The organism is Paraflavitalea soli (assembly GCF_003555545.1).
Lineage (GTDB): Bacteria > Bacteroidota > Bacteroidia > Chitinophagales > Chitinophagaceae > Paraflavitalea > Paraflavitalea soli.
In genome coordinates, this window is record NZ_CP032157.1 from 834,866 (window position 1) to 851,792 (window position 16,927).

Annotated in this window: 18 protein-coding genes; 11 read left to right on the forward strand and 7 right to left on the reverse strand. The window is 46.2% G+C overall.

All coding sequences use genetic code 11. From position 1 onward, the window contains the following. Nucleotides 1-111: 111 nt before the first annotated feature. Nucleotides 112-879 (reverse strand): metallophosphoesterase, encoded by a 768-nt coding sequence (locus D3H65_RS03175; protein WP_119048869.1) that lies wholly within the window; start codon nucleotides 877-879, stop codon nucleotides 112-114. Between the two features lie 76 nt (nucleotides 880-955). Here D3H65_RS03175 and D3H65_RS03180 point away from each other — a divergent pair, with 76 nt between their 5' ends. The 7 genes from D3H65_RS03180 (at nucleotide 956) to D3H65_RS03210 (ending at nucleotide 7,370) form a co-directional block, all read left to right on the forward strand. Continuing rightward, nucleotides 956-1,447: a YajQ family cyclic di-GMP-binding protein gene (locus D3H65_RS03180; RefSeq protein ID WP_119048870.1), complete on the forward strand. Its 492-nt coding sequence runs from the start codon at nucleotides 956-958 to the stop codon at nucleotides 1,445-1,447. 685 nt (nucleotides 1,448-2,132) lie between these two features. After that, nucleotides 2,133-2,384 (forward strand): type B 50S ribosomal protein L31, encoded by a 252-nt coding sequence (locus D3H65_RS03185; RefSeq protein ID WP_119048871.1) that lies wholly within the window; start codon nucleotides 2,133-2,135, stop codon nucleotides 2,382-2,384. Between the two features lie 243 nt (nucleotides 2,385-2,627). Beyond that, nucleotides 2,628-3,683, forward strand: coding sequence for a putative sugar nucleotidyl transferase (locus D3H65_RS03190; protein ID WP_119048872.1), 1,056 nt, complete (start codon nucleotides 2,628-2,630; stop codon nucleotides 3,681-3,683). A 14-nt stretch (nucleotides 3,684-3,697) separates the two neighbouring features. Further along, on the forward strand, nucleotides 3,698-4,459 hold the full coding sequence (gene tpiA / locus D3H65_RS03195) for a triose-phosphate isomerase (RefSeq protein ID WP_119048873.1): 762 nt from the start codon (nucleotides 3,698-3,700) through the stop codon (nucleotides 4,457-4,459). A 127-nt stretch (nucleotides 4,460-4,586) separates the two neighbouring features. Beyond that, nucleotides 4,587-4,994: a hemerythrin domain-containing protein gene (locus D3H65_RS03200; protein WP_119048874.1), complete on the forward strand. Its 408-nt coding sequence runs from the start codon at nucleotides 4,587-4,589 to the stop codon at nucleotides 4,992-4,994. A gap of 323 nt (nucleotides 4,995-5,317) precedes the next feature. Continuing rightward, a complete protein-coding gene (locus D3H65_RS03205) occupies nucleotides 5,318-6,325 on the forward strand; it encodes a terpene synthase family protein (RefSeq protein WP_119048875.1) in 1,008 nt (335 codons plus the stop codon). 61 nt (nucleotides 6,326-6,386) lie between these two features. After that, complete coding sequence (locus D3H65_RS03210) at nucleotides 6,387-7,370, forward strand: terpene synthase family protein (RefSeq protein WP_119048876.1); 984 nt, start codon at nucleotides 6,387-6,389, stop codon at nucleotides 7,368-7,370. Between the two features lie 10 nt (nucleotides 7,371-7,380). On the opposite strand, the gene D3H65_RS03215 is transcribed toward D3H65_RS03210, so the two are convergent. Both D3H65_RS03215 and D3H65_RS03220 read right to left on the reverse strand, forming a co-directional pair. After that, nucleotides 7,381-7,971 (reverse strand): hypothetical protein, encoded by a 591-nt coding sequence (locus D3H65_RS03215; protein ID WP_162915383.1) that lies wholly within the window; start codon nucleotides 7,969-7,971, stop codon nucleotides 7,381-7,383. Next, nucleotides 7,959-9,002 (reverse strand): agmatinase family protein, encoded by a 1,044-nt coding sequence (locus D3H65_RS03220; protein ID WP_119048878.1) that lies wholly within the window; start codon nucleotides 9,000-9,002, stop codon nucleotides 7,959-7,961. The genes D3H65_RS03215 and D3H65_RS03220 overlap by 13 nt, the downstream gene beginning before the upstream one ends. A 240-nt stretch (nucleotides 9,003-9,242) precedes the next feature. Between D3H65_RS03220 and D3H65_RS03225 the strand changes: the two genes are divergently transcribed. From D3H65_RS03225 to D3H65_RS03235, 3 genes are all read left to right on the forward strand, one after another. Continuing rightward, on the forward strand, nucleotides 9,243-9,656 hold the full coding sequence (locus tag D3H65_RS03225; RefSeq protein WP_119048879.1) for a cytochrome c maturation protein CcmE domain-containing protein: 414 nt from the start codon (nucleotides 9,243-9,245) through the stop codon (nucleotides 9,654-9,656). 9 nt (nucleotides 9,657-9,665) lie between these two features. Beyond that, complete coding sequence (ccsA, locus tag D3H65_RS03230; protein WP_119048880.1) at nucleotides 9,666-12,140, forward strand: cytochrome c biogenesis protein CcsA; 2,475 nt, start codon at nucleotides 9,666-9,668, stop codon at nucleotides 12,138-12,140. 150 nt (nucleotides 12,141-12,290) lie between these two features. Continuing rightward, nucleotides 12,291-12,911 (forward strand): DUF4294 domain-containing protein, encoded by a 621-nt coding sequence (locus D3H65_RS03235; RefSeq protein ID WP_119048881.1) that lies wholly within the window; start codon nucleotides 12,291-12,293, stop codon nucleotides 12,909-12,911. Between the two features lie 120 nt (nucleotides 12,912-13,031). Here D3H65_RS03235 and rfaE2 read toward each other — a convergent pair whose 3' ends face one another. From rfaE2 to panC, 4 genes are all read right to left on the reverse strand, one after another. Continuing rightward, the gene (gene rfaE2, locus D3H65_RS03240; RefSeq protein WP_119048882.1) at nucleotides 13,032-13,523 is read right to left on the reverse strand and encodes a D-glycero-beta-D-manno-heptose 1-phosphate adenylyltransferase; all 492 of its coding nucleotides are present in this window, start codon (nucleotides 13,521-13,523) and stop codon (nucleotides 13,032-13,034) included. Next, nucleotides 13,477-14,532: a lysylphosphatidylglycerol synthase transmembrane domain-containing protein gene (locus D3H65_RS03245; protein ID WP_119048883.1), complete on the reverse strand. Its 1,056-nt coding sequence runs from the start codon at nucleotides 14,530-14,532 to the stop codon at nucleotides 13,477-13,479. The genes rfaE2 and D3H65_RS03245 overlap by 47 nt, the downstream gene beginning before the upstream one ends. Nucleotides 14,533-14,603: 71 nt before the next feature. Continuing rightward, a complete protein-coding gene (gene panD, locus D3H65_RS03250; RefSeq protein ID WP_119048884.1) occupies nucleotides 14,604-14,948 on the reverse strand; it encodes an aspartate 1-decarboxylase in 345 nt (114 codons plus the stop codon). A 177-nt stretch (nucleotides 14,949-15,125) separates the two neighbouring features. Beyond that, entirely contained in the window at nucleotides 15,126-15,974 is an 849-nt protein-coding gene (gene panC / locus D3H65_RS03255) for a pantoate--beta-alanine ligase (protein WP_119048885.1), read from the reverse strand. Nucleotides 15,975-16,086: 112 nt separating this feature from the next. Between panC and D3H65_RS03260 the strand changes: the two genes are divergently transcribed. Further along, a complete protein-coding gene (locus D3H65_RS03260) occupies nucleotides 16,087-16,899 on the forward strand; it encodes a glycogen/starch synthase (protein ID WP_119048886.1) in 813 nt (270 codons plus the stop codon). The last annotated feature ends 28 nt before the right edge of the window (nucleotides 16,900-16,927 follow it).

Genomic DNA, 16,927 nt, shown 5'->3' on the forward strand with positions numbered 1-16,927 from the left:
TTATACATTTTTTCTCATAAGCAGTTAGTTTTGGTTAACGGGCCCCATGTCTATGGGGCCTTTTTTATTGTCGTAGTGTAGACATTTAAAATGTCTCCCTCACTCCAAAGATCACCGGTAAGAAATTTCGTATAAGCTGTTTACCGGATCCGATTGCCAGCATTCTTTTGTTTCCACATTCATAATTGTCAACCTGCCGCCTCCGCCTCCGCCGGTATCAATATTATTGACATTGGCTGCTTTCATGGGCTGGTCGGTTCCCCACATGATGGTACGGGTATGCCCGATAAAGACCTCGTGGAACCGGGTAGCCATCTTAAAGCGGGCGGGTCTTTTCTTGCCCCGGTTGGTAGCCTCCCAGGAAAGGGCTTCCAGCCAAAGTTCGCGATCCCAATAATACAGATGGGGTAATTGCTCCCTGAATGGCAGCCGGCGGTCGAAGCCGGCATGTACAAAACAGTTCATGTGATCATCCAGGTAGTAGAGCCGTTGGTGATTGAAGAAATGGCGGTGCGTGGCGGGTATATCGGGGGGGTTCAATGCCTGGGGATGGATATTGCCATAGGCGGGGATCAGATCCTGCTTACCGGCGGCTATGAGGTAGGAGCGGAGGGTGCCTTCACCGCCCTGGTTCCAGTACTGGGGGTGAAAACCAGTCCGGATAAAGGTCTGGAACCAATCGTCGTGATTACCCTTGATGGCTACCAGGTGCCGGACGGTGAGCAGGGTCTCTACACAGGCAAATACTTCATCATAGCCATCGGCGATATCGCCCAGCTGGATCAGGGTATCCCGCTCATAGTCGAACCCCGAACGCTGGAGGCATTGGAGCAGGGCCTTGTGGCCGCCGTGAATATCGCCCATTACATAGGTCGTCATTACCGGTAAGATTTCAGGCAGCAAATTAGGATATTATGATTTCTATACATTCCCTAGCTTTGCGCAAAATGTTGCCATGCCCTCATTCGATATCGTTAGTAAAGTAGACGCCCAGGCATTGGACAATGCCGTCAATGTTACCACCAAGGAGATTACCAACCGTTTTGACTTCAAAGGCTCCCATGTGGTGATCAAGCTGGACAAAAAGGAGTTTAAGATCAGTCTTGAGACAGAAGACGACATGAAGATGCGTCAGCTGATCGATGTATTGATCAACCGTGCCCACAAGCAGGGGATTGCTCCGGAAGCGTTTGATACTTCCAAGGAGTCCTATCCCAGCGGAAAGCTCACCAAACAGGAGGTGACTGTACGGAATGGGCTTAAGCAGGAAGATGCCAAAAAGATCGTGAAGCTCATCAAAGATTCCGGCATGAAAGTTCAGGCCGCCATTATGGATGATATGGTACGGGTAACCGGCAAAAAGATCGACGACCTGCAGGAAGTCATTCAGTTGTGCCGTGGCGCGGAACTGGGTATTCCCTTGCAGTTCGAGAATATGAGAAGCTAGGAATACTAGCCACGAGCTGCGAGCCCTTTGCCTCGAAGCTCCGGGGTTTTAGCTCGCTGCTCGCAGCTCGAAGCTTTCCGATGTGTATAACCTGGTGCACAACTGGTGCATATCAGAAGGGCTGAAAATTTGGAACAGCTATCTATAGTAAAGTACCTTAGAGGTAGAAAGTTGCTGGAAATAAATTAAACAGTATTGAAAGCGATTTTTTGGGAAAGCATTGGATTAATAAAATGTACACACTTCGGTGAGTATGACTATTAACCCGGTGCTTTTTCCTTTTACAAGGATCGTCAATCGACAGAATTGTCCGAAAATAGGGGAGCGGCTAACTTGAATTAGGGTATTTCTTTATTTGATCCGCCATTTTGCCTGTCAGGGATTTAATTTACGATGGCCGATTCACGATTTACGGTTTTCATTTTCTTTAACTTATAGTCCTGCAACCCCTGCAACCTGGTTTACATCTTTATATCAGTAGATCAATGCAAACGATTGAGTTTAGACGTTTCGTTGATTTTAGTCAATAAACAGTGTTGCAACTATAATTTTGTTCAACTTAAATTGGCTATCAATTGAAATAAATTTAATTTGGCGGTAAGACAGTCGGGAAGTAATTTTGCGGCTTTGTTAATAATTAAAATATTGTACGGCAAAATCCGTACAACCTTTAAATCAGAGAGTTATGAAAAAAGGCATCCATCCCGCAGGTTTTCGGTTTGTAGTTTTTAAAGACATGAGTAATGGTACCAGCTTTTTGAGCCGTTCTACTGCAGATACCAAAGAGACGATCAAGTACGAAGATGGCAATGAGTATCCATTGGTAAAGCTGGAAATTTCAAGTACTTCTCACCCGTTCTACACTGGTCAGAATGTACTGGTTGATACAGCAGGTAGAATTGATAAGTTCAAAAAGCGTTACGAAAAGAAGAAATAAGCTTAACTTCAGCATAACATTTTTTGTTTTTCATGGCTATACTTTCCCTTTCCTATTCTTAGGAGAGGGATTCTTTTTTTAAGGCAAGTCCGAAAGTCAGTAAGTAATATAGGTCGTTGCGTTGTCGTTTTTCTTCCGGACTTTCCGTCTTTCCGACTCCTCGACTTTTTCCCTGGAATCAGGATTGCATACAAGGATGTATTACATTTGAAAACCAGTCATTAACCAGTGTAATACGCTACTATGATATTCCTGAACGATAAAGAAGTACGCGATCATTTATTCCCTTTTACGCTGATGCGCTCTGCAGCAGATATCCGGATCGGCATATTGACCATCCGCGAGAAATGGGAAGCCCTGCTGGGGCAGGAGGTAAAAGTGGTAGAAGATGCGAATATGGTCTCTTCTCCCGACGCAAGGCTCTTTGCCACCAATATCATCCCTTCCGAACAGTTTATTGCTTCCTTCCAAACGGAAGACAACTTACTGAAGAAAGATCCCGATTGGGAATCCATCAAAATACTGCAATACCCCTGGCATATATTCGAATGCAATGACTGGGCCCTGCGGGAAGATTTCAAACTGGTTACCCGTAATAAGACAACGCAGGTCATTCCCGAAAGTGTGCAGGTGATCAATGCCAAAGACATTTTTATTGAAGAGGGCGCCCGCCTGGCCCATTGTATGCTCAATGCCTCCCAGGGGCCGATCTATATTGGCAAGGATGCAGAGATCATGGAAGGCAGCTTTATCAGGGGGCCTTTTGCCCTTTGTGAAGGGGCAGTGGTAAAAATGGGCAGCAAAATTTATGGCGCCACCACCATCGGACCTTATAGTACCGTAGGCGGTGAGATCAAGAACAGTGTATTCCTGGGTTATTCCAACAAAGCCCACGATGGCTACCTGGGTGACGCAGTAATAGGCGAGTGGTGCAATCTCGGCGCCGGTACTTCCAATTCCAACCTCAAGAACACTGCCTCGGATGTAAAGGTATGGCACAACCCTTCCAAAGATTATATCCGTGCCGGCATGAAATGTGGATTGCTCATGGGCGATTATTCCCGCGCCGCCATCAATACTGCTTTTAATACAGGTACTGTAACGGGTATTTGCGCCAATATATTTGGCGAAGGGCTGACGCCTAAATTCATTCCCAGCTTTACCTGGGGCAGCAAGGCATTATCAAGATATGAATTTGAAAAAGCCTTATCAGATATCAGTAACTGGAAAAAATTAAAAAATCAGCAACTGACAGACGCGGAAGCAAAGCAATTGAAACATATTTTTGAGCAATCATAATCAAATCAACCAACATGCGTAAACAAATTGCTGCTGCTAACTGGAAAATGAACTGTACGTACCAGCAGGGAGAGGACTTATTGGACAATATCCTGGGAGCAAATATCGCCCTGGCCGATCACCGGCAGGTTGTCTTTGCGGTACCCTTCCCTTACCTCATTATGGCCAATAGTGAAGTAGCCGATGAACCCAATTATTTTATAGCAGCACAGAATTGTTACAACAAGAAATCTGGCGCTTATACAGGTGAAGTATCTGCCGAAATGTTGCATTCTATCGGCATTAAGTATTGTGTGCTGGGGCATAGTGAGCGCCGTGAGTATTTCCAGGAAAGCAATAAGATGCTGGCCGAAAAAATAGATATCTGTCTTGAGTACGGCATCACGCCCATTTTCTGTTGTGGTGAACCCCTCAGCATCCGCGAGGCCGGTACCCAGAATGGGTATGTGGAAACGCAGCTGAAAGAGTCTCTTTTTCACCTCGCCGATAGCGTGATCTCGAAGATCGTCATTGCATATGAACCCATCTGGGCCATTGGCACCGGTAAAACCGCCAGCTCAGACCAGGCGCAGGAAATGCATGCACACCTGCGCAGCGTACTGGCCAAACAATATGGTCCCTTACTGGCCAACAATATTTCAATTTTATACGGCGGCAGTGTGAAAGCCAACAATGCTGTGGAATTATTTGCCCGCCCGGATGTAGATGGCGGCCTGGTAGGCGGCGCCTCCCTCAATGCAGAAGAATTTATCGCGATCATTAAGGCGTTGAAATAGCCCTGGCAATCGGCAGTCGACAATCGGCAATAAGCCGCCGATCCACGACTGCCGATTTGTTAAAGTTTTCCACACCGACAGCTTATGGAGTAATTCTTGTCGTATCTATGGGAAAGGAGGGACTTATATGGAACAGAATGCCGTACTACAACCGTTTTTGAACCACCTGGCCAGTGACCGGCAAATATGCACCCAGCTCCTGGGAAATATTATGGCGGGCAAAAGCAGCAAGACAACCAAGCAGGCCGTGGTAAACTTCTGGATCAACAACCTGCAAAAGCACATGGAAGCTGAAGAAAAGACCCTGATCCCTTTTCTGGTCCAACATCATTTTGGCTTACAATACACCAATTTATTGCACCGTGAACATAATACCATCCGGGTATTGGCCGAACGCTTACCAGCGGCCCAGGAAGGTGATTATATCTATGAAGCTTTTGTAAAGCTGGTACACGAACACCTCTTGTTTGAGGACAAAGTGATCTTTACCCGCATTGAGGAAACCATACCCGCCCGGGAGCTTGCGCAGTTATAAATCGCAGCGCAGGATTTTTTTCGCTTACCCAAACGAATTAGTATGTTCTCTTATCTTAGTATAAGTTAATTACTGTTATCAACATTAAAGCTTCTTACGATTCCCTTGCTACGGTTAATTCTCTTCGTTAGTGTAGTATGAGCATGCCTGTACTTACGCGGCCTGATCAATTATGCCGATCGGTAAGCTAAGCTGCTTATGCAGTTGTCTTTTTATAGCCTGCAGATAAGGCTTTTGTTTTCCCGTGAAGCGGGTTTTATCCGCTTTGCCAGATCCGTATGCCCCGGCTATTCCGGATTTTAGTAACCTACAACAATATGCTTATGAACCCTTCATCCATTACAAGCCGCCAGGTACTATCCATGTTCCGTTATCCCTTTCCTGTTTTTAAAAACCCATTTGCAGAAGCAATACAGGAAATTACAGACAATGAATGGATTGATGGTGAATACCTTTTTATTTATAAAGATGATCCCGGTGTAAGAGAAAAATATAAGAAAACAAAAACTGCCCATATTGCCTCCCAATGGTTCCCTACGGCCAGCTTTGAAAGGCTGAAGCCTATTTGCCGGTTTATGTTATGGACACTCATTAACGACGATATGTATGAGGAAGTGACGCCCGAAGAACTGCTGGTGGTCCATGAACGCTCCCTCGCTATACTCCGGGGCAATATGAATGCAGCAGCTTCACAACTTCCATTGGGTTCCTTGCTGGCTACCTTAAGAAATGAATTGCTGCAATTTATCCCGGAGGGATCTTTACTCCATTTCATCGAAGCACTCAATAGGTATTTTAAAGGCCTTCAACAGGAAATTAGCTATAAAAGTAAAAAAGCTTTTCCCGGTATAGAGGAGTGCTTTATTATCCGCGAAGACTCTCTCTGTCTGTACCCTTTCCTCGAATTGGCAGATATAGAAACAAATCTGTTCCTGCCACCTGAAATACACGGACATCCCGTAATACAACGGATCAAGGCACTGGCCAGCCGTATGATGGTTTGTTACAATGAGGTCCAATCTGTCATTAAAGACGAAGCTACGGACAGTATATATTACAATGTAGTAAAGGCGATACAGCACAACCTGAACATTTCCCTCGAAGATGCCTGTCTGGAAGGCCTGCGTATACACAATGAGTACCTCGAAGAATTTATAACCCTTCAGCGGTCCCTGCCTGATTTCGGAAGTTGGCATGATGCTGTAGTTAACAGGATACATTATATCAGCATTACGCTCACTGGCTGGAAATCAGTGTCTGCCAAATTGGACCGTTACAACACATTGAGCGGATTTCCTGCCGCGCAGGCAGTGAAGCAGGCCGTTCACTGATTACAATTCTTCAATCCCGGTATATGATCACAGAAACCACCATGCCCAAAATACCATAGTAATGACAGCAGCAGAATACAACTCACGGGACTATCTTCCGCTGAACTATTATCCATGGCCCAATCTTGTGAATCCCCATATAGAACAAATGGGCAGGGATATGGATGCGTGGATTGACAACGACTATACATTTTTGACAGAAAAGCAAAGAATAAGATATAAGAAGATGCGGCTGCATGCCTGTACAGCTTGTATGTGGCCCCACTTAACATACGAGCAGACCATTCCCTGTAACAGGTTTATGCTCCAGTATGTTGTGCTTGATGACCAGGTGGAAGATTCATCTTCCGAGGAAATCGGGCACCTGCGAACCCGTTGTACGGCGATACTTAGGGGAGATCAGCCAAGGCCGGAAGAAAATGCATTGTACCGGCATCTGGCATTGATCAGGGATGAGTTCCGCGCTTTCATGCCTGAAATGTGGGTGCAACGCTTTGCCAACTATTTTTATATTTCCACCAGATACGGGATCGAACCAGAACGTCCTTATAAAGTGGCTAACCGGCCGCCCTCCCTTATGCTTTACAAGGTCCTTCGTGAGTATTCCGTACTGATGCACCCCTACATGATCTTTGGAGATATAGAATCAGGGCTTATTTTACCAGATCATGTTATAGAGCATCCTGTGGTACAACGAATGATCACTTTATTTGTCAGGGTTGTTGCCTGGCAAAACGATATTCATTCCCTGCCAAAGGAATTGGCGAAAGGCACAGAGGTTTTTAATCTGATCCTTGTCTTGCAGCAGGAATACAAACTTTCGCTGGAAGATGCCAGTGCTGAAGCCCTTCGTATTCATAATGAAGATCTGGCTGAATTGCTTGCTTTACATAAAGAGTATCGGGAGTTTGGTGAATACCAGGAGCACGTAGACCAATTTTTATACTATTCCGGAATCGGACTTCAGGGGGTAAATACTTTTTATCTGCAGGAAACAGAGCGGTACCGGCATGGTGGCGTTGGATTTGCCTGGCCGGAGATATAGTAGAAGTGGCTTACTTTACCGGGTGAGGTGTTACTTGGTTCAACTGCTTCCTGCACCAGGCATTGAATTCATCTTCATCTGCCTCATTCTCTTCATCGTCTTCAACTTCCCGTTGGATGATGCGATTATTGGTAAAATCGAGGGTCAGCAGACCATCTTTGAGCAGGATGTTGTCGAACTGTGCCCATTGGTATCTTCTTTTGAAAAGGGAGTTGATCACGATCTCCTTATCTGAAAAGCCGATCTCGAGGGAGTATTTTGCCTGGTATTCCAGTAAGGCAAGGATAATGAACACAAAAGTGAGCCATTGGAAGTAGGGCATCTTCATCCATACCAGGGCGGCCACCAGCAGGGCGCGGCTATAATATACTTTTTTGCCTTTGGAAGATTGTACCAGGTTCCACACCAGTATAGCGAGAATGGCAATGATGCCGAGCAGATAGGCCAGACCTGGCTGATGGGAGGTCACCAATTCAAGCGCAAAGAATATCACCGACATAATGCCCAGCAACAGGCCGATCATATCAATGAACCTGGTGTTTTTGTTCTTAAGGATAACAACGTATTGGTAGATCATGCGCCACAGGCTTATTGATTGCAAGCTACCAGTAAATTACTTAACTTCCATAAAACGCGGGCGCCAACATTGGCATCCCATTCATTTTCACCAACACCCACCTCATTCAGGTCGAACCCAATGAAGCGGCGGCCGCTTTTGATGATGCGTTTCAGGAGATAGTAAACCTGCTGGGCTTCAAAGCCACCCGGTACAGGGGTACCTGTATTAGGACATAATTTGGGGTCCAGTCCATCTATATCAAAACTTAAGAATACATCCTGTGGTAAGTGCTCAACGATCTCATCAGCTATCTCTTTCCAGGATTCTCCTTCGTAGATGCGCTCTTTGATGCTTTTATCGAAGTAGGTAACTACCCGTTCCTTGTTGTTGCAGATATAGTTCCATTCTTCTTCGCAGTAATCACGTACGCCGGCCTGTACCAGTTTGGTGAGCTGGGGTATCTCTTTCAGTGCATTGTACATAACGCTGGCATGGCTGTAGCGGAAGCTTTCATAAGACTGCCGTAGGTCGCAATGCGCATCGATCTGCAAAATGCCGAAAGAAGGGAATTTTTCTGCAATGGATTTATAGAAACCGAGGGCTGTGCTATGGTCGCCGCCAAGTACAGCTACCAGTTTGCCCTGATCCAGTAATCCTTTGGTTTGATCATATACCCAGTTGTTGAGGTATACAGCCCCTTCATTGATCTCCTTCAGGGATTTGCACATGAAGGAGTTCTTCTCCACATCATCCCCTTTGGAAATATAATCAATATACAGTTCAGCTTCTTTGCGTAGATAATCGCTTTTCAGCAGGATCTTCCTGTCTGGCACCCGCATAAAAAATCCCTGCTTCCAGGCATCTTTTACATCGGCATCAAAGAGGTCCACATGCATGCTGGCTTTAAAAATATGGTCGGCGGCCCGGGCTGTACCTGCATTGCAGCTTACAGTAACTTCCCAGGGCACAGGAAGAATTACAAGGCGGGCATCTTCTTCTGTGAAGGGTAATCCGAATATATTATTATTGGGGTTACTTACACCGTTGGGATCAAAATGCGATAAGTCTGTCATTGTTGAAGAGGTCTCTTCTTTAAAACGCCGTGCAAGGTAGCACAGTATTAGATAGAAGCAAAATAATGTCGATAAGTTGCATAAACGATCGTTCGTTTATTGTGCTGTGGATTTATTACCAATTATTTAGGAAATACTGAACAAAATAGAAACAGGGTGGTTATACAGCCCGTAGACACATAAAAATCACATAAACCCGTTCCGCATTTTGGCCTAACTTTGCGGAGAACAGAATCTGGTATGAAGAAGATCCACATTGTTATCCTCGTTTGCATTGCTGCCGGCATCATGGTGCTGCTAAGTTTTATGGGTGATCTTTCTACCTATGAGACCCTCGCTTCTGCCCGTCAGAAAAAAGGAAAAACGGTGACGGTTATTACACAACTGGACCGGACCGCTCCCATTGAATACAATCCAGCGCTCAATCCCAACCTGACCACCTTCCATGTTGTAGATTCCCTGGGCAATAAAGCCCGCGTGGTATATTACTTCGAGAAGCCATTCGATATGGAGAAAAGTGACCGTATTGTATTGAAAGGCAAGATGAACGGAGATATATTTGAAATTAACCGAAAGGATGGTATCCTGATCAAGTGTCCTTCCAAATATAAAGACGACCCCAAGGCAGCCTATAATAACCTCTCTTCAAAATAAAGCACCCTGATGGATTATATTGGTGAACACCTGTTACCCGGACAGCTTGGCCATTTTCTGGTTATACTTTCTTTAGTAGCCTCCATAGTGGCCTGTATTGCTTACTTTAAATCGGCCAATGCCAAACTTCCCGACGAGGCAGTGAGCTGGAGGAAAATAGGCCGGATCGCTTTTATAACCGATGCGCTTTCTGTTATCACCATCTTTGGTATCATCCTCTTCATCATAGTACAGCATTACTATGAATATTATTACGCTTATAATCACTCCGACAGATCCCTGTCGCCCAAATTCCTCCTGGCCAGTATCTGGGAAGGGCAGGAGGGCAGTTTCCTGTTGTGGACCCTTTGGCATGGTGTATTGGGCCTGGTCCTGATCCGCACCGCCAAAAAGTGGGAAGCGCCGGTGATGGCTGTCATCAGCTTTGCACAAATATGCCTCGCCACCATGGTACTGGGCGTATATGTCTTTGATGTAAAAATAGGTAGCACCCCGTTCCTGCTTACCCGTCATCAGTTTTCCAGCGCCCCCATCTTCAGCAATGCCGACTACCTTGCTTCTCTGAAAGATGGCGTAGGATTGAATCAATTGCTCCAGAACTACTGGATGGTGATCCACCCGCCGGTATTGTTCCTGGGTTTTGCCTCTACTATAGTGCCTTTTGCTTTTGCCGTTGCCGGTCTCTGGAAAAAAGAATATGGCAGCTGGACCAAACAAGCCCTGCCCTGGTCTTTGTTCTCGGGCGGTGTATTGGGGCTCGGTATCATGATGGGCGCTTACTGGGCTTATGAGTCCCTCAGCTTTGGCGGCTACTGGGCATGGGACCCCGTGGAAAACGCCTCACTGGTGCCCTGGCTGATCCTGGTGGCCGGCATCCATACCCAGGTGGTGTACAATTCAACCGGGCATTCACTCCGGGCTACCCATTTCTTCTTTATTGCCAGCTTTTTGCTCATCTTATATTCTACCTACCTTACGCGCAGCGGCGATCTGCAGGATACTTCCGTACATGCTTTTACAGGAAGTGGTATGAACTGGCAGCTACGGGCATTGGTATTTGTGTTCCTGGTGCCGTCGCTATGGCTGTTCATTGCGCGGTATAAAAAGATACCGCATATAGCCAAAGAGGAAAATTCATATAGCCGCGAATTCTGGATGTTTATCGGCGCCCTGGTATTGTTCCTCTCTTCCATATTCATCCTGGTGGCTACATCCCTGCCGGTGATCAACAAAATATTTGGTTCCAACTTCACGATTGGCGAAGACCCCCAATTCCCGTACAACCGGATACAGGTATTTGTAGCTGTTGTATTGGGTGTGCTCACAGCGGTTACCCAATACCTGAAATATAAGAATACGGCCAAGACGGCTTTCTTTAAGAAGATAGCCCTGCCTACGGGTATTGCACTGGCCATTTCCCTGAGCGTTAGCCTTTGGGGTAATATCAATTATGACAAGTTTGGTGTCGGTTTCCTGGCCGCCATTCACCTGGCGCTCTTTGCCAGCATTTATGCTGTAGTGGCCAATGCTACCTATATCTGGAGCGGCCTGAAGGGTAAGCTGAAAGCTGCCGGTGCTTCTATAGCCCACGTAGGTTTTGGTATCATGCTGGTGGGGGTACTGATCTCCTCTTCTAAAAAAGAGGTATTGTCGATGAACTTTATGAACCCGCTCAACTTTGGTCCTGACCAGAAAGAGAAGGGCGTGGAGAACCTCACCTTGTACCAGGGGGTGCGTACCGACATGGGTAAATACTGGGCTACTTACATCAGTGACTCGGTAACAGAGAAGGGTAAGATGACCTATTTCCGTATTGATATGGAAAGCAAGGATGGGAAGGAACGCTTCCCCTTATATCCCGATCTCATCAAAAATACCAAGGGGCAGGAAGGATACTCCAATAACCCCGATGCCCGGCATTATTGGAATAAAGACATTTTTGTATACATCAATTACTCCACCAGGATGCAGGAGGAGAAGGATACAGCCCAATTCCGTTCTAAATTGGTGAAACTGGGTGATACGCTCTATTATTCCAATGGTTTTATGACGCTGGACAGTGTGACGGTTAATCAGCCAACAGCTGGCCGGCAGGTGGATGCGGGCGATACCAGCATTATGGCACACCTGAGCATCGTGACCCGCGAACAGAAGAAGCTAACGGCCCGTCCAATACTGGCCGTGAAGAATAATGAACCAACCTATATTCCGGATTCTGTTTTCTCGCAGGGTCTATCCGTTGGGCTGGCCCGCGTGGCAGAGAACCAGCAATTTGAGATCCGGGTGAAGGAGTCGTCTAAAATGGTGCCCTTCATAGCGCTCAAAGTACTCCAGTTTCCCTTTATCAAGCTTGTCTGGCTGGGAACGGTACTCATGGTCATTGGATTTATCATGAGTATGGTGTACAGGCTCAGGCTGTTGAGGCCGGTGGGTAGTGAAACGGCCTCCAGGAAGAAACCGGTGGCTCAGGAGCCGGTGTCGTAATGACATCCTGGGTTCTCTAATTTTAACTAAATACTTGCAGCTATCCAGGTTACTTAACTTGTCTTACCGGTATTATTCCTTATTGGGGAATAATTACTATTTTGTGTAAGAACAATGTTTCCACAACGCATTATATACAATTGTATTATCATGGTTTCGACTTTCCTGTATTGCAGCGGGACTGCTGCAGGCCAGGTAAAAGATACGATCCCGCTGCCCCCGGGCGTGGAACATCCTGAATTGGGGCCTAATGACACCATCCCGGTGCCGGCTATCATAGCAGGCAATCAACTCATTCCTTCCGGTAATATGGAGTGGTTGTGGGTGACGGCTCCCTATCCCAAACATTTATTGAAGAAGCGGCAGGAGTGGACGCGCCTGCGCAATGCCATATATGTGACCTATCCCTATGCCCGTAAAGCGGGGGGCATTATCAATGAGATCAATAATAAACTGGCGGGTGTTACTGATAAGGAACAGCGCAAGAAATACCTCAAAACAAGGGAAAAGGAACTCAAGAAAGAGTTTGCCGATCCATTGAGCAACCTGTCTATCTACCAGGGCAAGGTGCTCATGAAACTCATTAACCGGCAAACGGGTAATAACTGCTACGACATTATCAAGGAATACAAGGGAGGCTTTACAGCCCGTATGTACCAGACAGTGGCTTTCTTCTTCAACAGCAACCTCAAACAACCTTACGATGCCCAGGGTGGTGAAAAGGAAATGGAAAGCATCGTGCTGGAAGTGGAGCGCATGTACCGGATGTAATTTCGAATGTAGGATGTAGAATTCCGGATTCTTTAGGCTTAGCTTCATAACAAACAGCAGGCTCTGGTTATTTCGCGTGTTCAATGCGCGGCAGCAATCCTAAATCCTAAATTCGAAATTCTATAATCGTGTGATCTTGCCAATCAACCCCGTCGTTGAGAACCCTTCTACAATTGGATTGATCACTACTTTTCCGCCATTGGCCTTTACTTCTTTCGCGCCTACGATCTGCTCTTCTGTATAATCACCGCCTTTCACCAATACATCGGGCAGTACGGCTTTGATCAGTTCCAGCGGGGTATCTTCTTCAAATAGGACTACCGCATCCACCATCAGTAAGGAGGCCATCACAATACTGCGCGCCTGTTCATCATTTACAGGGCGGCTATCACCTTTTAATCGTTTGGTAGACGCATCTGAATTGAGGCCTACAATGAGGTAATCGGCTTCTCCGGCAGCTTGCGACAGGGAAGCAATATGGCCACGGTGCATGATGTCAAAAACACCATTGGTGAAGGAAACTGTTTTACCAATAGTACGCCATTGTGCTATTCTTCTGAGGAGCTCAGGAAGGGTGAAGATCTTTTTCTCTATGATGTCCGCTTTGCGCATGCGATTCTTTTTGCTTCTTATTGAAATATGGCAGCAAAGCTAAGGCAACAAATCCACTGATCAGCATCTGGAAGAATTGTACTGTCCACATCAACAATCCAAAAGCCAGGCCAATGCCCTCATTGAGCCCGTAGAGTGCAAGTGTTTGCTGTACAAAAATATGGTATACGCCCAATCCGCCGGGAGTAGGTACGATCATGGCGAGACTGCCGGTTGATAATACAGAGAGGGCTTCTTTGAGTCCGTAAATGGAGGTTTCCTCCAGGGCATAAAACCCGATCCACACGCTCGTCAGGTACATACACCAGATGAAAATACTGTGGAAGATGAACCAGCCTTTTTGTTTTACGTAGCGTACGCTGGTGATACCACCCCATATTCCGGCGAGTATCTTTTTGATCTTTTGAATAAGGCCAATATGGGCGAACTTCCTGAAGACAAATATAGTCCCTGCAACAAGGGCCACCAGGATCAGCACCAGCAGCACGATATTGCCCATGGTCAGTTTACTGGCCTTATCAGCAATAATGGCATCGACCTGTTTGCCTACAAAGTCGCCGATCACATCGATCTGGGTGAGGGTAGCAATGGTGATCACCAGCACCAGGCAAATAACATCAAAAGCTCTTTCAGCCACAATGGTGCCTACGAGCTTGTCGGCAGGTACTTTTTCATACCGGGCCAGTACAGTGCATTTAAGCACTTCGCCCAGGCGCGGGAAGGCCAGGTTGGCCATATAACCAATCAGCACAGCCAGGTAGGTATTGGAGGTACGGGGCTTATAACCGAGGGGTTCCATCAATATCTTCCAGCGCAAAGCACGGCTATAATGACTCAGCAGGAGGGAGGCCATTACAGGAACGATGAGCCAGTACCTTGCTTTGGAAATGGCTGTCTTGATATTGATCCATTCGCTGTCAGGGATCTTTTTGATCGACCACCAGACCAGGAAAATTGCCAGTCCTAAAAACAATGCGTATTGAAGATAGCTGACAATCTTTTTATTCATGAGTTAAAGCCGGTTGGTATCAAACAAAAATAAAGACAATATATCACGCGAATGTTATTATAACGGTATTGTTATAATTTATTGCCTTCTTTTGGGAATACTAACCAGGGTTTAAAACTTTTGGCTTTCTCAAAATCCATGCGGGCATAAGAGATAATGATCACGATGTCGCCGGTTGCGCCCTGGCGGGCCGCCGGTCCGTTGAGGCAGCAAACACCTGATCCTCTTTTACCTTTAATAAGATAGGTCTCTATGCGGGAGCCATTATTGACATTTACTACCTGTATCTTCTCATGTTCGATCATATTGGATGCGTCCATCAGATCTTCGTCCAGGGTAAGGCTACCTACATAATTAAGGTTAGCTTCTGTGATCACTGCGCGGTGCACCTTAGACTTGAGCACTTCGATGTCCATGATAATTTGTGTTTAGATGTAGGATGAAGGTTTAAGTCGCAATTGCTCTGCAACCATTCCCGTAGGAATACTGCGATCAATTTGCGCGTGTATAAAACGGCTGCAAAGCTATAAAAGTTTACTGATTTTCGAACGATTGTTAGTCCTTCACAGATTATTGGAAATGTTAATACGCACCTATTTCGTAACCTGCATATTATCAATCAGTCTTACTTCTCCCAAAAAGGCTGCGACAAGGGCTATTACAGGCTCTTTTCCATCCCAATTGTCAATGGGAGCGAGTGAATCGGCCGCTGCCATAGATATATAATCTACTTTAAAACCTTCTTTTTCGAGCAGGCTGCGGCCTTCCTGTTGTAAAGAGGAGAGGGGGCCTGCCGTTATATGCCGGCGGATATGCTCCAGTACCTGATAGATGGCAGGTGCTTTTTTCCGGTCGGCTTCCGGCAACCGCATATTGCGGCTACTCATGGCCAGGCCATCGGCCTCGCGCCTGGTGGCAACGGTTTCAAAGCGGGTAGGCATAGACAGGTGTTTCAGCAGCCACTGCACTACCATACATTGCTGATAATCTTTCTGCCCCATAAACAGATCATCGGGATTAACCATCTGTAACAAGCGGCTCATTACCTGGCATACGCCCTGGAAATGACCGGGCCGGTAGGCGCCTTCGAGGATGGTTTCGAGGTATCCCAGGTCGTACTGTTCCAGGTGGTGGATACCTTGTGGATACATTTCGTGGACCGATGGCAGGAAGAGGATATGGGCGCCTGTCTGCTCCAACTGATGGATGTCCTTATCCAGGGTATTGGGATACTTCTTAAAATCGTTGGGGTCATTGAACTGGGTAGGGTTCACAAATATGCTGCATACAGTGATGTCTGTGTGCTTTTGGGCTTCTTTCACCAGCGCGAGATGGCCCTGGTGAAGGGCTCCCATTGTGGGAATAAACCCTATTTTCTGTTGCATCGATCGCTGCTTTTCCAGGTACCTGCCGAGTGCGGCAGCTTGCTTAAAAATGATCATTTTGAGACGTTTAAAAGCATGGGACAGGCTATGCCGCCCATTTTTTTAATAAAATACCTTAACTTTGCACCCTGTTTTTAAAAATGGTTATCCGCAACCAATTATAATCATAATGCTGACAAAGAAAAGAATTTTATTTATTGCCAACGAAATGTCTCCTTACCTGGAGCTGACAGAATTCTCGGAAACTGTTAACCGTCTGGCGATAAAAGCAAATGAAGGAGGTTTCGAAGTTCGTTGCATTATGCCCCGGTTCGGGGTGATCAATGAGAGGAGGCACAGGCTCCATGAAGTTGTTCGGTTGTCGGGGATCAACGTTTCTGTTGACAATGATGATTTCCCCCTCCAGATCAAAGTAGCTTCTTTGCCCAACGCCCGTTTGCAGGTATATTTCCTCGACAATGAAGACCTGTTCAAACGCAAGCAAATATTCCATGATGATGATGAAAAGTGGTTTGACGACAATGGCCTGAGAACAGTATTTTTCTGCAAAGGTGCCCTGGAAACAGTGAAGAAATTCGGATGGCCGCCTGACATTATTCATTGCAGCGGCTGGATGACCGGTCTTATTCCCCTGTATCAAAAGACAGCTTATAAAAAAGAACCTGTATTTGCCCACAGTAAGGTGATCTACACCCTCGGCAACAACAGTTTTAAGGAAAAGCTGAGCCCCAACTTCCTGAAACTGGCTAATATCAGCCCCAATATCAAGGACAAAGACCTGGAGCCCTTCAAGGAGCTTAACAATACCGCATTAATGCGTGGGGGAGCTACTTATGCCGATGCGGTTACTTTTGGTGCTGAAAAGGTAGATAAGAAGCTGGTAGAGGAGTTTGGAAAGGTGAAAGGTAAAAAAGTACTTACCTACAATGCTGAGTCCGATTTAACAGACTATTTGCAATTGTATTCCGACCTTGCCAAATAGGCTTAATTCCGTAAACTGTTAACAATCA

What these genes read in the sequence shown, in the direction of transcription:
- D3H65_RS03175 (WP_119048869.1), bottom strand. Translation starts at nt 879, where the DNA reads ATGACGACCTATGTAATGGGCGATATTCACGGCGGCCACAAGGCCCTG.
- D3H65_RS03180 (WP_119048870.1), top strand. Translation starts at nt 956, where the DNA reads ATGCCCTCATTCGATATCGTTAGTAAAGTAGACGCCCAGGCATTGGAC.
- D3H65_RS03185 (WP_119048871.1), top strand. Translation starts at nt 2,133, where the DNA reads ATGAAAAAAGGCATCCATCCCGCAGGTTTTCGGTTTGTAGTTTTTAAA.
- D3H65_RS03190 (WP_119048872.1), top strand. Translation starts at nt 2,628, where the DNA reads ATGATATTCCTGAACGATAAAGAAGTACGCGATCATTTATTCCCTTTT.
- tpiA (WP_119048873.1), top strand. Translation starts at nt 3,698, where the DNA reads ATGCGTAAACAAATTGCTGCTGCTAACTGGAAAATGAACTGTACGTAC.
- D3H65_RS03200 (WP_119048874.1), top strand. Translation starts at nt 4,587, where the DNA reads ATGGAACAGAATGCCGTACTACAACCGTTTTTGAACCACCTGGCCAGT.
- D3H65_RS03205 (WP_119048875.1), top strand. Translation starts at nt 5,318, where the DNA reads ATGAACCCTTCATCCATTACAAGCCGCCAGGTACTATCCATGTTCCGT.
- D3H65_RS03210 (WP_119048876.1), top strand. Translation starts at nt 6,387, where the DNA reads ATGACAGCAGCAGAATACAACTCACGGGACTATCTTCCGCTGAACTAT.
- D3H65_RS03220 (WP_119048878.1), bottom strand. Translation starts at nt 9,002, where the DNA reads ATGACAGACTTATCGCATTTTGATCCCAACGGTGTAAGTAACCCCAAT.
- D3H65_RS03225 (WP_119048879.1), top strand. Translation starts at nt 9,243, where the DNA reads ATGAAGAAGATCCACATTGTTATCCTCGTTTGCATTGCTGCCGGCATC.
- ccsA (WP_119048880.1), top strand. Translation starts at nt 9,666, where the DNA reads ATGGATTATATTGGTGAACACCTGTTACCCGGACAGCTTGGCCATTTT.
- D3H65_RS03235 (WP_119048881.1), top strand. Translation starts at nt 12,291, where the DNA reads ATGGTTTCGACTTTCCTGTATTGCAGCGGGACTGCTGCAGGCCAGGTA.
- rfaE2 (WP_119048882.1), bottom strand. Translation starts at nt 13,523, where the DNA reads ATGCGCAAAGCGGACATCATAGAGAAAAAGATCTTCACCCTTCCTGAG.
- D3H65_RS03245 (WP_119048883.1), bottom strand. Translation starts at nt 14,532, where the DNA reads ATGAATAAAAAGATTGTCAGCTATCTTCAATACGCATTGTTTTTAGGA.
- panD (WP_119048884.1), bottom strand. Translation starts at nt 14,948, where the DNA reads ATGGACATCGAAGTGCTCAAGTCTAAGGTGCACCGCGCAGTGATCACA.
- panC (WP_119048885.1), bottom strand. Translation starts at nt 15,974, where the DNA reads ATGATCATTTTTAAGCAAGCTGCCGCACTCGGCAGGTACCTGGAAAAG.
- D3H65_RS03260 (WP_119048886.1), top strand. Translation starts at nt 16,087, where the DNA reads ATGCTGACAAAGAAAAGAATTTTATTTATTGCCAACGAAATGTCTCCT.